Below are 14200 nucleotides of genomic sequence, written 5' to 3' on the forward strand. Positions count from 1 at the left end.
TAATGAAGAAAAGCAGACCGGGATGTGCTATAAGAAAAATCGATTCGCCTGAAGATTGGTGCGATGAGACTTTGAACAGTCGCAATAGTTCGGAAAGCAGCGGAATTTCTGGTGCAGGTGGTGACAAGTTGATGGAACCCGTTCGCAGCGAATCGATCGATCCTTTCGCTTCGGATTCGGAGGACGTCGACGATACGTACGATATCCCCCAAATCTCAAGAGATAATCTTGAGCGAGTGGACTCCTTCGGTGCAGACCGGATCCTGAAATACTGCGTTATTGTGTCACTGCTGCTCCACGTAGGAGTGTTTGCGGGAGTCCCCAGATTAATGGAGATGAACCGCTCCAAACCGCTTCTCAATCCCGGGGAAAAGGTTACCCGGGTGCGTCTCGTGGAACCGCAAGAAGAGAAGAAGCCCGAACCGCCCCCGGAGAATGCTTCTGCAATTTCCGATCGGGATCACACTGCCGTCAAAGAACGCTTGCCCAAAGCGCCGCCTTCCCAGGAACAGCCCATCGGCAGAATCGAGCAGCAGCAAAAAAAAATGGCGTCTTTAATGCCGCCCCAGGCACCTGAGGACTTTAATCGCCAACCCGAAGAAAAGCGCCAGCCTGAAGAAAAGAAAGAACCCAAGCAAAAAACGGGAGCTCGAAAACCACCCGAGCAACATGATATTCGGCCCAGAAAGAAAGAAAACTCTCAGAAATCTCCAATAGATCTAAGGCCCACTCCTCAGGATATAGCCAAAGGATTTTCCGCAGCCGGTTCCCGCGAATTTTTTCCCGACGGAGACGTTGAGGAAGCCATTGTAGATATTAATACGAGAGAAGACCGATTCTTCTCGTACCTGATGCACTTAAAAAGAAAGATCCAGGGAGTCTGGACTTATCCACCTGCTGCAGCCAAGTCGGGAATCGGCGGAACGCTGACTGTGGAGTTTTCCATCGCCAAGACCGGTGAATTGCTGGAAGTAAATTTGCTCGATTCGTCCGGGCACACGATTCTCGACGAAAATGCCATGAGAGCCATCAAAGCCGCAGCACCGTACTTTCCTTTTCCCGAACGGATGAAAGCCCAACGTCTCCGTGTTCGTGCCAATTTCGTGTACGTAACCAGTAATTTTTTCAAGAATATCATGTAGCAGGGAGTGTGTGGCGGGATTTGAGGAGATACCGATTTCGCAATCAAAGAAGGAATGCGGAAACGCTTTACGGGTGGTTGAGAGCGATTGCCGAAAATTTTGACGTTTATAGCTGTTATCGAAAGTCTTGACGGAATCCAATGCCTGCAATGGGAAGAATCAGTAGCGCCGGCGTCCCTGCCGGCGATAACTTATTGCTTTGTTTGGTGAATTGTTCGCCGGCACGGAGGCCGGCGCTACCAATTGCTGGGAACTGCTCTTCACAATCCGTGATTACTTTCGAGAATCGGTATATTCCTATGCTCGAATACAAGATATTAGTGGGGACCGGCGTCCCTGCCGGTCCATTCTACCGATATCATTGATCGTTTTGAAGATGTGCCGACACGATTATTCGTCTGCTTCACCTGCCACCAATTTGGCATAATCGGCGGCTTTCATCAGCTCATCCAGTTCCTCGGGATTGGATGGTTCCAGAATAATAAGCCATCCGTCCCCATAGGGATCGTCCGATAATATTTCCGGTGACTCCAGAAGCGCAACATTCTTCTCCACCACGATTCCCGATAGAGGCGCAATAATATCCGTGACAGCCTTGCTTGTCTCGAATATGCCTATAGGTTTGTCCTTGAGCACAGTTTCATCGGGCTCGGGGAGTTCGATGTAATCGACGTCTCCCAACTCTTCTTTGGCGTAGTCCGTGATGCCTATGAAAGCTTGGTCTTTCTCCATCTTCACCCACAGGTGATATTCCGAATACAAACGATCCGAGGGAAAATTCATATCAATACCTCCTTAACCGGAACAAAGGCACTATTGCCTCAAACCGTTGTGCATGTCAATGAGCGGAATGATCAATTCAGGAGCTTCCCGCAAAGGTCTATCACATCAAAATCCTTTGCAGAAGCTCTCTTTTGAAAACTCACCTCTTGAACGTCCGGGCTCTCTCGGGTAAAATGAAGTCGGTAGGTATCCGCAAGGATATTTTTTACCGGTTCTTTTTCATACATTTTCAATGAGTTGGAGGGTCATATGTGGGATCGCGCTTTAGGGATCCTGATGGTACTAATCCTTGTCGCACTCGCGCAGACGTCCAAAGCGGAAGAGTTTTTGGGCAAGCTGGAACGGGTGGACTGGGAGACAGTGACCGTTGTGGATTGCGAAAATAAGAAGTTCATCTTGCGGGTCGATGGAAATCACCGTAAGGAAGCGGCCGTTTTTCTGGGTAAACGAGTACTGGTGGATTTCAAACCGGATGACGGACATCTCAGGGCGGTTCGTTTCAGAGCGTCTCAGTAATCGATCCGGTGAATCACTTCAGGTTCCGCATGTAACGGATGCGCTTAGGTGAGATTCCGAAAACGGCAGGCACGAAGAATTGAGATAAAAAATGCCGGGAGTTATTGCAATTCCCGGCTTTTTTTTTCTCGTGGTTCTTGCGGCAGACGAAGATGGAAACAGCGGTATGAAAATGTATTCTGCCGCTGTATGCTGAAAGTATCTAGAGACTGCTGTTCAACGGCAATATTTCGTACCCGGTTCTGATTTCCTGTCTTCCTGCGAGTTCATACTTCTGCAATCTCTGTTGCATATCCTTCACACATGAGCCGTCAGGACAATTCTGCGATCCAAGCTCTATAGCTTTTTTCTGGTGCTCGACTGCTTTCAAAGCATCGCCTTGACGGAAATACGCCTCGGCCAATGTCTCCTGGGCGGCGCTGTTCATCCCGCCGCTCATGTCAACGGCTTTCTTTGCAAGTTCCATTGCTTTGGCGGAGTCCTGGAGTTTCTCGTCGGGACAGGTGAGCAGGAACCAAGCGGTATCCTGAATAGCTGCAGGATCATCCGGTTTCATCTTCTGAACGGCGATAAAATCAGCAGAAGCTTCCTTGCACTTACCCATACGGGTCAGAATCGATCCTCTCAGTCTATATGCTTCTACGAAGTCCTTTTTGGCCGACACGGCTCTATTCGCATCATCGAGAGCTTTTTCATAATTCTTCTGCTTATTGAAGAGGTCTGCTCTCTGCGCCAAGGCCCAAGCGTATCTACTGTCTTTTTTGATGGCTTCGTTGAAATCCTTGAGAGCTTGATCCGTCTTATCCTGGATCTTGTAAATGACACCCCGCTGCCCGTACGCCTCGGCGCCGGCATTCTTCTCTATGGCGGCAGTTGCGTCCTGAAGTGCTTTATCGATATTGCCGAGTGCCATGTCTGCCTTTGCCTTACCCAGGAAAGCCGCTCCGTTGGGATTCGCCTGGATTGATTTATCAAAGTAAGCGATTGCTTCATTGTACTGCTTTTGCTTCAGGGCATCCATTCCGGAAAGATAGTTTGCATCTTTAGGGCTTTCACCACCTATCTGGTTCCAGGGGAAGACAAAGATTACTGCAATAATGCAGACAGCGACAATCGCAAATCCGAGAAAGGAGTACGCTGCGGAACCTCTCTCGTTTCTGAGGCCATGCAAAACAGAATTGTCCGACTTCATTGATTCACCCCTTCAATGTCCTTCAAAATAGTTACAATTCCGGGAATGTCTCTCAGGACTTCCCTTTCGAAATTGAGACGCTCCCTCGGGGGGCCGACAATCGGCGATCGGGGAAGCGTTATTTTTCCATCCTCCTGTTATGCCACATGAAAAAATCCAGTTTGAAAACCCTCTCACCCCCGTCATATCGACAGGTAGGCATTCGCGCGTAGAACTTCTAATTTTACCTTTTCTTCTGTAGAAATCAACGAATATTCTCAAATGCATCGTTTCAGCTTTGGGACGACCTCATGAAACAATCTGCAAAGAATGATATAAGGCATGTCCATTGTTGGTTGACTGCTGTTCCGCGGTCCTTGGATGACGCGCAATACCGATTTGAGATGAGGAAAGATTCATGAAGAAACAGAATTTATATGAGATAGCATATGTTGTGTTGGATTTCGGAGGAGTTATCGCCGAAGAAGGCTTCAAAGATGGATTGTATGCAATTGCGAAACAGGCCGGGCTTCCGCCCGAAGACTTTTTCGGGCTGGCTGCCCGCCTCATCTATGATTGCGGTTACGTGAAAGGAAAATTCGCCGAGCACGACTACTGGGCGTTGCTCCGAGAGAAAACAGGTATACAGGGAACAGACGAAGCGCTGCGTCGTGAAATACTCGAGAGGTTCATCTTGAGGTCCTGGGTGTTGGACGCAGTCAGGAAATTAAGGAAATCGGGATTGACAGTTGCCGTGCTAAGCGATCAAACACAATGGCTGGACGAATTGGATGCGCAGCATCGTTTTTTCCGGGAATTCGACGTAGTCTTCAACTCTTACCATCTGGGCATGACGAAAAAAGATCCTGCGATTTTCGACTTTGTCGCGTCACATTTCTCGGCAGAGCCTTCCAAGTTTCTGTTTGTGGACGACAACCCGGGTAACGTGCAGATGGCTATTTCCCGAGGATTCAACGCATTCGTTTTCACGGATAAGAAAGGGTTCATCAATAGTCTCGGCGAGTTCGGTTTGACGCTGGATTGATCGGTCTCAGTGCTTCAAAGTGATTTTTCGGATTCAGCTACGCATGGGGGAGGTTTCTTCAGCCCCGAAGGGGCTACCCAACAGTAACCGTGGGTGCAAGAAACTGTCTCAAAACTCCATTTTGGGCTCGCGATTTGCCAAGAGATGTACTAGAAAGGAGAGGAATTCAACAACCACGAGGCTGTCATGGGCAAACAGATCCGGGCCGATTACGAACAGATCTTGATGTTTCCGCCGTCAGTGGAAGACTGGGTGGCTAAGGATCACCCGGCGCGCTTTATCCGAGATTTCGTGGATTCCTTGGATCTGTCCGAGTTGGGAATCGAGGTTCCCGACAGCGATACAGGACGTCCTCCGTATGCGCCAGATCTTCTGTTGAAGGTGTGGCTTTTCGGATACTTCAATCGGATCAGGAGTACCCGTAAGCTTGAGAAGGGTTGCCTTGAGAATATGGGGCTGATTTGGCTGACGGGGATGAATGCTCCGGATCATAATTCCTTATGGCGATTCTTCAAGGCGAACAAGAAATCATTGAGGCATCTGTTCAGACAGTCGATTCGTGTTGCTCTGAAGGCCGATCTGATCGGTCTAGCTCTTCATGCCGTGGACGGGACCAAGATCCAAGCCGTCTCATCCAACGACAAGGCTCGGGGTCGTGAGCACCTGGAGAGGTTTCTGGAAAGTGTTTCGGAGAGATTGGACCGCACGATTGCCGATGCGATGACTGAGATAGAGAGAGCCGAGCGGGAAGAGACCGGTGAGTATCGCCTTCCGCAGTCCATGCAAGACGGATTGAAACGGAAACAGCGGATACAAGAGGCTCTGAAGGAGTTGGATGAATCGGACAAGAAGTCAGTTCACCCTTCGGAACCGGAAGCTCGCTTTATGAAGAATCGCCGGACCAAAGACTTGTCGTACAACGCTCAGGCGGTTGCCGACCAAAAGAGCGGCCTTATCGTGGCCGCAGATGTGGTCACGGATGGGGCCGACAACGGGCAATTGGTCCCCATGCTCGACAAGGTGAAAGAGAATCTGGGCGCTGTGGCAGAGGAAAATGTGGCGGACGGGGGATATTTTTCCTCAGGGCAGATAGGTCTGGCCCATGAGCGAGAATACGGCATTCTTATCGGGAAATCGTCAGGGGAAATTGTTTCCGAGAGAGGTGCGGATGAGGATCTCTATCACCGATCCCGGTTCGTCTTTGATCAGGAGCGTGATTGCTTCATATGCCCTGAAGGGCGCTTGTTGCCTTTTCATCAGCGGAAAATTAACGGCAAGAACCACAATGAGGTTCGCAGGTATCACTGCAAGGATTTTCTAACGTGTCCCAATCGCTGGAAATGCTCCAAGAGCAAGAACGGACGCCTCATAGACCTCAGCGTTTACGAGGCGGCCCTAGAACGACACCGCAGCAAGAGGGAAAAACCAGAGAACAAAGAGCGCCTGAAGACTCGAAAGAAGATTATCGAGCCACCGTTTGCCTGGATCAAGAGCGCATTAAGCTTTCGGCGATGGACCGTGGCCGGAATCGACAACGTAAAGGCCCAGTGGGACCTTATTTGCACGACCATAAATCTCAGGAAGCTCTACCACCATTGGGTATCCGGCGAGGTGGCATTCACGTAAGCAGCCGGAGGGAGACCATGACCTTATAACGGACAGTACACTCGGATCGAACCTCGCCTGATCTTCACTTGACGGGACTGCTTTTTTCCCAGAAGCAGGTCCTCCCGTCCGGCTTGCGTGATTCGCCGCAGTGCGCAGGTTTTGAGACGCTTTCGCAAACCCACGGTTACGATACGGCAAATCCTTTGTCTTCAGGACCCTGAAAGGGTCCACCAATGACATTCGGGAATCATTGCCTGTTGGTCGACCCTTTCAGGGTCGTTGAACCATGTTTATGGACATGGCGCTGTCCACGGGTTACACCCGTGGCTAGTATTGGGCCGCCCTTCCAGGGCGCAGAATCCCTAGTGCCCGCTCGTAACTGAACGGTTACTTTATAAATCTACAGCAAATCGTGCCACGAATCGACATCTTTGTAGGGGCAGACCTATGTGTCTGCCCTTGTTTTGGGCGGACGCTCTGGTCCGCCCCTACAATCAGGTTAGGCGGATGATGAGATATTCGTGCCACGATCTGGGATAAATTTCGATTTTTGAGACGGTTCTTCGTGCCGGCACATCTTCCGTATGATCGACAATATCCATAGAATGGACCGACAGGGACGTCAGTCATTACCGGGTACCGTAAGGATGCCGGATTCTCAATCCATGGTATAGCCCGCTTTGCGGATCATAGCGACATCGTCCTCCAGACTTCTGCCTCCGGTGGTCAAATACCCCCCGACGATCATCCCGTTTGCCCCGGACCTGAGCGCCATTGCCTGAAAATCGGTCAAGTTGCGCTCTCTGCCACCGGCCACTTTTATGGTGGCTTTGGGGAGAATCAGCCGGAAAATGGCGATGGTCTTCAGGATCTCCAGCGGTTCGGGCTGTGCCACCTCGTACAGAGGAGTACCTTTTCTGGGATTGAGTATATTGATAGGCACACAGTCGACTCCGAGATCTGCGAGCGTAAAAGCAAGATCCAGTCTTTGGTCGGGAGTTTCCCCCATACCAATGATTCCTCCACTGCACGCAGAAAAACCATGGTGCATCACGGTACGAACCGTGTCCACCCGCTGGTCGAAATGGTGGGTTGTAACGATTTGCCCATAATAATCGCGGGAGGTCTCCAGATTATGGTTGTACCGTGTCACTCCTGCTGCTGCCAATCTTTCCGCTCTGACATTATCCAGGAAGCCCAATGATGCGTCCAAATGGATGTCGACTTCTGCGCGTACGCGTTCCAAGGATTGGATAAGAGTATCGAATTCCTTAGCTGACAAAGCCCCGCCGCTGGTAACCGTGCAGAAACGAGATGCACCGGCTTCTCGAGCTTTTTGTGCGGCCAGGAGAATTTCCTCTCCGCTCTTGAGACCGTATACATCGCATTCACCATGATGATGCCCGGATTGTGCGCAGAATGCGCAGTCTTCGCTACATCGACCCGATTTCGCATTGATAAGCGAACAGGAATCGAACTTGGAGCCTTTGAACGCGATCCTGATGCGATCCGCGGCTGCCAAGAGATGCATGAGAAACTCGTCGGGAATCTGAAGGAGCTTTCGTGCTTCCGTCTGCTCTATGCTTTTTGCGTCAAGGATCTTCTCTTCAATGGAATTTATAAGCCTATAAAAAGATATCTCTTGAGTAATCATGTAAAGAACCTCCACAATAAATTCTATATACTCCCATCACATCCAGAAATCCAGACTGGCAACCAAATCGAACCATCTGCATCTAAATTGACGGAACCTGAAACTCGGCCACTTAAGCGCACATGCTTGTGTCGGCCATATCAGAGGTGAAGATCTTTTCACAGGAATTGCCAAAATTAACGTGCGATTGAGGATAGAAGTATTGGTGGGTGCCGGCCTCCGTGCCGGCGCATCTCCAACACGATCAATGATATCGATAGAATGGACAGGAAGAGACGCCGGTCCCCACTAATATCATGTATTCGAGCGCATGATAAACGTCAGTATTTCTGCAATCGCTCTAAAACGTACGGTCCTCCGTACCGTGAGGGGACTATCATGGTAGGAATACAGAAAAGAGCGGCGCGGGAACCCGCAACTCACTTCGGATTCTTTGCGGATGCGGCGTTCGCGACTCCAGCCGCGGATATATTCGAGACAGCGGATCATCTGACGATCTTCATCGATATTCCCGGGGTGAGTCCTGAAAATGTCGATTTGGATTTCCAGGATGACATTCTCTCCATTTGGGCACGCAAAGACAAAATTGAGGATTCCGGGGAATTCTTGCTGCACGAGTATGATTCGGGCGACTACTTCAGGAATTTCTGCATTGGCTTTGAAATCGATACCGAGAGGGCCAGGGCATCGTTAGGTGACGGAGTGCTCATGATCGTGCTGCCGAAATTTACGGAAGGTTCGAGAAAAGTCATACCTGTGGGAGACGAATAATCGGCCCGACGACTCCGCTAAATGTCCAGATGAGGGAGGAGGAAGAAAGATCCGAAAAATCCCAGACCGAAACAAAAGAGTGACACCAGAAGGGCGAGAATCAAGAAAGAACTCTTCTGAAGGAACGCGTCCAGCGCAGAAAAGACCCACACTCCGACGGCTATGAGCAAGGCAGGTGTTTTAACGTCATATTCCATAGTCTGAGGCATGAAGAGCGGTACTACATACAGAATCACGTTCAGCAGAAACATGAGACCGGCAAAAATCCTGCCGCGCACCACCTGACCGAGTCCCGGAACGACCAGAGACAGCACTGCCGAGAAGATTCTTGATTTGCTTTTGCTTTGAGTAGAATCTCGCTCTTTTCCGCCGTCCATACGTCCTCCTTCAGAGTAGGATAAGCCTATAAATCAATGAGCCTGGTAAGTCAACGTAAAGGATGTACACGAGTGCACATTCTGTAGCAAGGAGCAAAGTGAGAGGAGGACGAGGTGTCCACGGGTAACCATCTTTTTCGGCTTTTCACGAGTAATCTTTCTCACCACATCCTCTGCTGCTTCGCTCCTCACTTCTTCCAGCTGATAACTACTGGGCTTCTCGATTGAACATCGGTTTTCTCTTCTCGATGAATGCAGATATCCCTTCTTTGCCGTCGGGATGAGCTGCGCAGGATCGAAGTCCGGTTCGCTCCTGTTCAAGGTGCTCCTCAAGAGAGTTACGGAATGAATCCGTCAGCAGCTTTTTTGACCATGCAAATGAGTGCAATGGTTTTCGGCTGAGCTCTTCTGCAAACGTGATTGCTTCTTCCAGTGCTTTACCGTCGTCAACCACGCGGGTGACAAGGCCCCAGTTCAGTGCCTGTTCCGCAGAAATAGGTTCATCCATCGCTGCAATTTCGAGAGCCCTGGCCAAACCGACGAGTCTGGGCAACACAAATGTCCCTCCACCGTCTATGGAGAGACCGTTACTCGTATATGACTGTTTCAGTACGGCCGATCTGGCCATGATTCTGAAATCGCACGCTAATGCTAATGAAAAACCGCCGCCTGCCGCTATCCCGTTAATTGCGGCGATTACCGGTTTTGACATGCGCCGAATCTCGAGTATGCACTGGTGGTACCTGGCTGCAAGATTATGAAAAGCTGAGGCATAATCCTGAGGCCAACTTGCCACCCATTTGAGATCGCCGCCGCAACTGAAAGAGTTTCCTTCTCCGGATATAACGATTCCGCGGACTGTATCGTCCGCAGCGAGATTGATAAGGTGATCCATCATAATTGTTATGGTGTCCAGATCGAACGCGTTGAACGCCTTGGGTCTGTTGAACACCACGGTGGCTATATCGCCGCAAATTGTTGCTCTGACAGTATCGAACATGATACCTCCGTATCAATGAACCGATTTGGCACATTCTACAACAAATCCTGACAGATTCCGATTCGTGAATAGGCTGGAACGAAAAATTCTCCTGATACCATTTCGCAGTATGCACATAAGATAGCGAAGGCTGGAGTGTCCTGAGCGGAGTGATTATACGAATGTGCGTTCAAAGAAGTAAACATCTGACAATCCGGTCCCGGCATGTCTCCGAAGCGAAGTCAGCCACGCCAAGACGTGGCGTTCGTAGCGAAGGAGATTTGCCGGGACCGGCAAATAACAGGTTTCTCAATATTCCCTTTGTGAAAGCACATTGGTAATAGACGGCTTTGCGTCGTCCGGAGCGAAAGATAGCTCCAGCCACCCAGATTACGAAAAGAAAAGCGAATTAGTGTGAGTTCCCACGAAGAAACCATAGGAAAATTTCCTTGCACCGGGTGTAGATCCCGAATCCACATGCCATCTCTTGCGCCTCATGTTTAACAATGATATGTTTGAGAACCTAAAGAAAAAGATAAATAATAACAATAATTAAGGAGTTCTGATGCCCACCTCGGATTTCGTCCATCTGCACCTTCACACCCAATACTCTTTGCTGGACGGGGCAATTCGCATTCCGGATCTGATAGCGGCGGCAAAGGAATACAAAATGCCCGCGCTTGCGGTGACGGATCATGGAAACCTCTTCGGTGCAATGGAGTTTTACTCTCAGGTGAAATCCAATGGTATCAAGCCGATCATTGGTTGCGAGCTGTACATTGCTCCGGAGTCCCGCTTCGATCACAACGCGAAAGCGGGGCAGGTAGCCTACTATCATCTGATTCTGCTTTGCGAAAACGAGAAGGGGTACAGGAATCTCTGCAAGCTCGTGACGAAAGCCTATCAGGAAGGCTTCTATTACAAGCCCAGAATTGACAAAGAATTGCTGCAACAGCATAGCGAAGGGCTTATCTGCCTGAGTTCCTGTTTGTCCGGTGAAGTGCCGTCCCTGTTGCTTGCGGGAGACGAAAACGACGCCCTGAAATCAGCGGAGTGGTTCCGTGAACTCTTCGGAAAGGAACGCTACTATCTGGAACTTCAGGAAAACGGGATGGATGAGCAACGCAAAGTCAACAAGGGGCTCATAGAACTTGCTGCAAAATTGGACGTTGACCTCGTTGCAACCAATGACTGCCATTATCTCCATAGAGAGGATCACAGAGCACACGAGATTCTTCTCTGCATTCAGACCGGCAAGAAGATGGAAGATACGGACCGAATGAGCTTTAGTTCGGACCAGTTCTTCTTCAAATCTCCGGAACAGATGTATCACCATTTTCGCCATATTCCTGAGGCAATCAAGAATACTCGAGTCATTGCAGATAAATGCAACCTTGTCCTGGAATTCGGCAAAATACACATGCCGCGATTCGACCCGGGAGAAGGTAAATCACTCAGAGACCTCTTCGCGGAACAAGCCCAGGCGGGATTCAAAGAAAAAACGGCTCGTTTGATCGAACAGGGTGCAATGGATGATGCGCTTTACAAACGGTATCACGACCAGATCGAGTATGAAATCCGCATGATCCAGGATATGGGTTTCTCAGGCTATTTTCTCATCGTGGCAGATTTTATCGGTTTCGCAAAGAAGAACAGAATTCCCGTAGGACCCGGTCGCGGCTCGGCTGCGGGATCTCTTGCCGCGTACTGTCTCGGCATTACCGATATTGACCCCATTCGCTACAATCTCCTGTTCGAGCGCTTTCTCAATCCGGAACGCAAGAGCATGCCTGATATCGACGTGGATTTCTGCATGGAAGGTCGCGACCGTGTCATCGAGTATGTTTCCACACGATACGGCAAGGACAATGTTGCTCAGATCATCACTTTCGGGAGAATGCAGGCGAAAGCCGTGGTGAGAGATGTGGCCAGGGTTCTAGGATTTCCGTACGCTGTGGCGGATCAGATTTCCAAATTGATACCTGAAGCCCTGAAGATGACACTGGACAAGGCTTTGAAAGAAGAGCCTCGTCTCAAAGAAATGATGAAGCGTCCTGAAGTGGCAGATCTCATCAACACGGCCCGATCCCTGGAAGGATTGACTCGCCATGCGTCAACACATGCCGCAGGGATCGTGATCTCGGACAAGCCGCTGGTGGAGCACCTGCCGCTGTACATTGGAAACAACGGTGAGACGATCACTCAGTTCGACATGACGTGGGTGGAAAAGATAGGATTGGTGAAATTTGATTTTCTCGGGCTCAAAACGCTTACCGTAATCGATCAGGCACTGAAACTCATTGAATCCGGCCGGGAAACGATTCTCGATCTTACAGCCATTCAGCTTGACGACCCGGAGACGTTTAGCATGCTCGCAAAGGGCGATACCCTGGGAATTTTCCAGCTTGAATCGTCCGGAATGCGGGACGTGCTGACAAAATTCAAACCATCGGTGTTCGAGGATCTCATCGCCATTCTCGCGCTCTACAGACCGGGACCGCTGGAATCGGGAATGGTGGACGACTTCATCAATCGTAAGCACGGTCGAACCTCCATTGAATACCCGCTGCCCGAGCTGGAACCGATTCTCAAAGAGACGTACGGCGTTATCGTGTACCAGGAACAGGTCATGAACATATCGAAAGTTCTGGCTGATTATTCCCTCGGTGAGGCCGACCTGCTCAGACGTGCCATGGGAAAAAAGAAACCCGAGGAAATGGCCGAGCAGAAGATCCGATTTGAGAAGGGCGCCGCGAAAAACAAAATCGATCCGGAACGTGCGGCATTCATATTCGAGCTTATGGAGAAGTTCGCAGGCTATGGATTCAATAAATCGCATTCCGCTGCATATGCGATGGTCACCTATCAGACGGCTTACCTGAAGGCCCATTTTCCGGCTGAATTCATGGCTGCTCAACTGAGTTGCGAGACCGGCAATACCGACAAGATCACGATGTACATCTCCGAGTGTGCAAACATGGGGATTGAAGTATTGCCTCCTCATGTGAACGAATCGCTTCAGACGTTTAGCGTGTCAGGCGGAAAAATACGATTTGGGCTCAGTGCGGTAAAGAATGTAGGGGAATCGGCGGTGGTGTCCATTCTGGAATCTCGGTCCGAAGACGGGCCCTTCTGCTCGTTGTACGACTTCTGCCGCAGAGTGGATCTCCGACGCACAAACAAGAAGGTGATCGAGAGCCTGATCAAATGCGGCGCAATGGACGGTCTGGGGCATTCACGAAGGTCCATGGCCGAACAACTTGATACTGTGATCGAGGAAGCCTCCAGTTTTCAGAAAGAGAAGACCAACGGACAATTCAATCTATTTGCGGGTGAATGCGAGGTTGCTGCACCTGCCGCGAGTTCGTCCGTGCAAGATATGGAAGAATGGGACGATTTGTATAAACTCCAGTTGGAAAAAGAGTTGATGGGGTTTTATGTCACAGGCCATCCATTAATGAATTTCATGGATATTATCGAAAAGTACTGTAACGCCTCGTCCCAGACGCTCGCTGCCACTGAACCGCAATCTCTCGTCCGAATGGCTGGCATGGTTAAAAAGATCAAAGAAATCCAGACGAAAAAAGGCGACCGCATGGCGTTCGTATCTCTGGAAGATCTCACGGGTATTACCGAGGTAACCGTCTTTGCGGATTTGTACAAGCTAACCAGAGATTTGCTGCAATCGAGCGAGCCGCTCATGGTGTCGGGTGTAAGAGAAGGCGACAAGGAATCACCCAAAATGCTGGCTCACGAAATCTACCCCCTGGATGAGGCTCCTCGTCGCATGAGCAAAGGTATACGGATACGGATAACTGCATTAGGAGCCGATCCGCGTCACGTTCCCCAATTAAAGAAGATTTTCTCGAAGCACAGAGGACGGGTTCCCGTAAAAGTCTCCGTATCCATACCCAACAGATCTGAAATACTTATTTCACTCCCAGCCGTGGAATGCGATCCATCGGAAGAATTCATAACGGAAATCAAAGATGTCCTGGGCTATCCGGCGGTTACTTTGGAGTAAGGTTCATACGCACAGGGCTGAGATGGATTTCCGGAAATGGTCGTGACGTCCCTGTCCCTGAATCGAGCCCGAAACAGATTGGTAGGGACACTCCTCGTGGGCATATGCGCTAACTTTAGGGTCGAAGTTG

The 14200-nt window shown here is 50.0% G+C and carries 11 protein-coding genes; 6 read left to right on the plus strand and 5 right to left on the minus strand.

Annotation, left to right across the window (positions count from 1 at the left end; translation table 11 throughout):
- The first annotated feature begins 2 nt into the window (after positions 1–2).
- Complete coding sequence (locus DESTI_RS05880; protein WP_041285996.1) at positions 3–1142, plus strand: energy transducer TonB; 1140 nt, start codon at positions 3–5, stop codon at positions 1140–1142.
- Between the two features lie 390 nt (positions 1143–1532).
- Here DESTI_RS05880 and gcvH read toward each other — a convergent pair whose 3' ends face one another.
- The gene (gene gcvH, locus DESTI_RS05885; protein ID WP_014809045.1) at positions 1533–1925 is read right to left on the minus strand and encodes a glycine cleavage system protein GcvH; all 393 of its coding nucleotides are present in this window, start codon (positions 1923–1925) and stop codon (positions 1533–1535) included.
- Positions 1926–2174: 249 nt separating this feature from the next.
- Between gcvH and DESTI_RS05890 the strand changes: the two genes are divergently transcribed.
- Entirely contained in the window at positions 2175–2441 is a 267-nt protein-coding gene (locus tag DESTI_RS05890) for a hypothetical protein (RefSeq protein ID WP_014809046.1), read from the plus strand.
- A 202-nt stretch (positions 2442–2643) separates the two neighbouring features.
- Here the strand turns inward: DESTI_RS05890 and DESTI_RS05895 are convergent, their stop codons facing one another.
- On the minus strand, positions 2644–3633 hold the full coding sequence (locus DESTI_RS05895) for a tetratricopeptide repeat protein (RefSeq protein ID WP_014809048.1): 990 nt from the start codon (positions 3631–3633) through the stop codon (positions 2644–2646).
- 397 nt (positions 3634–4030) lie between these two features.
- Between DESTI_RS05895 and DESTI_RS05900 the strand changes: the two genes are divergently transcribed.
- Both DESTI_RS05900 and DESTI_RS05905 read left to right on the plus strand, forming a co-directional pair.
- The gene (locus DESTI_RS05900) at positions 4031–4657 is read left to right on the plus strand and encodes an HAD family hydrolase (RefSeq protein ID WP_014809049.1); all 627 of its coding nucleotides are present in this window, start codon (positions 4031–4033) and stop codon (positions 4655–4657) included.
- Positions 4658–4843: 186 nt separating this feature from the next.
- On the plus strand, positions 4844–6283 hold the full coding sequence (locus tag DESTI_RS05905; protein ID WP_014808019.1) for an IS1182 family transposase: 1440 nt from the start codon (positions 4844–4846) through the stop codon (positions 6281–6283).
- A 640-nt stretch (positions 6284–6923) separates the two neighbouring features.
- Here DESTI_RS05905 and bioB read toward each other — a convergent pair.
- Positions 6924–7919 (minus strand): biotin synthase BioB, encoded by a 996-nt coding sequence (gene bioB, locus DESTI_RS05910; RefSeq protein ID WP_014809050.1) that lies wholly within the window; start codon positions 7917–7919, stop codon positions 6924–6926.
- Positions 7920–8297: 378 nt separating this feature from the next.
- Here bioB and DESTI_RS05915 point away from each other — a divergent pair, with 378 nt between their 5' ends.
- Complete coding sequence (locus DESTI_RS05915) at positions 8298–8690, plus strand: Hsp20/alpha crystallin family protein (protein ID WP_014809051.1); 393 nt, start codon at positions 8298–8300, stop codon at positions 8688–8690.
- A gap of 17 nt (positions 8691–8707) precedes the next feature.
- On the opposite strand, the gene DESTI_RS05920 is transcribed toward DESTI_RS05915, so the two are convergent.
- Together DESTI_RS05920 and DESTI_RS05925 are read right to left on the minus strand one after the other, a co-directional pair.
- Positions 8708–9067 (minus strand): hypothetical protein, encoded by a 360-nt coding sequence (locus tag DESTI_RS05920; protein WP_014809052.1) that lies wholly within the window; start codon positions 9065–9067, stop codon positions 8708–8710.
- Between the two features lie 208 nt (positions 9068–9275).
- A complete protein-coding gene (locus tag DESTI_RS05925) occupies positions 9276–10067 on the minus strand; it encodes an enoyl-CoA hydratase/isomerase family protein (RefSeq protein ID WP_014809053.1) in 792 nt (263 codons plus the stop codon).
- A gap of 544 nt (positions 10068–10611) precedes the next feature.
- Between DESTI_RS05925 and dnaE the strand changes: the two genes are divergently transcribed.
- A complete protein-coding gene (gene dnaE / locus DESTI_RS05930; protein WP_014809054.1) occupies positions 10612–14070 on the plus strand; it encodes a DNA polymerase III subunit alpha in 3459 nt (1152 codons plus the stop codon).
- The last annotated feature ends 130 nt before the right edge of the window (positions 14071–14200 follow it).

The sequence above is a fragment of the Desulfomonile tiedjei DSM 6799 genome (assembly GCF_000266945.1).
In the GTDB taxonomy this organism is placed as follows: domain Bacteria; phylum Desulfobacterota; class Desulfomonilia; order Desulfomonilales; family Desulfomonilaceae; genus Desulfomonile; species Desulfomonile tiedjei.

Excerpts from the sequence above, each read along its gene's own strand:
- bioB (WP_014809050.1), bottom strand. The coding sequence starts at position 7,919 with ATGATTACTCAAGAGATATCTTTTTATAGGCTTATAAATTCCATTGAA.
- gcvH (WP_014809045.1), bottom strand. The coding sequence starts at position 1,925 with ATGAATTTTCCCTCGGATCGTTTGTATTCGGAATATCACCTGTGGGTG.
- DESTI_RS05890 (WP_014809046.1), top strand. The coding sequence starts at position 2,175 with ATGTGGGATCGCGCTTTAGGGATCCTGATGGTACTAATCCTTGTCGCA.
- DESTI_RS05925 (WP_014809053.1), bottom strand. The coding sequence starts at position 10,067 with ATGTTCGATACTGTCAGAGCAACAATTTGCGGCGATATAGCCACCGTG.
- DESTI_RS05900 (WP_014809049.1), top strand. The coding sequence starts at position 4,031 with ATGAAGAAACAGAATTTATATGAGATAGCATATGTTGTGTTGGATTTC.
- DESTI_RS05880 (WP_041285996.1), top strand. The coding sequence starts at position 3 with ATGAAGAAAAGCAGACCGGGATGTGCTATAAGAAAAATCGATTCGCCT.
- DESTI_RS05920 (WP_014809052.1), bottom strand. The coding sequence starts at position 9,067 with ATGGACGGCGGAAAAGAGCGAGATTCTACTCAAAGCAAAAGCAAATCA.
- DESTI_RS05905 (WP_014808019.1), top strand. The coding sequence starts at position 4,844 with ATGGGCAAACAGATCCGGGCCGATTACGAACAGATCTTGATGTTTCCG.
- DESTI_RS05895 (WP_014809048.1), bottom strand. The coding sequence starts at position 3,633 with ATGAAGTCGGACAATTCTGTTTTGCATGGCCTCAGAAACGAGAGAGGT.
- DESTI_RS05915 (WP_014809051.1), top strand. The coding sequence starts at position 8,298 with ATGGTAGGAATACAGAAAAGAGCGGCGCGGGAACCCGCAACTCACTTC.
- dnaE (WP_014809054.1), top strand. The coding sequence starts at position 10,612 with ATGCCCACCTCGGATTTCGTCCATCTGCACCTTCACACCCAATACTCT.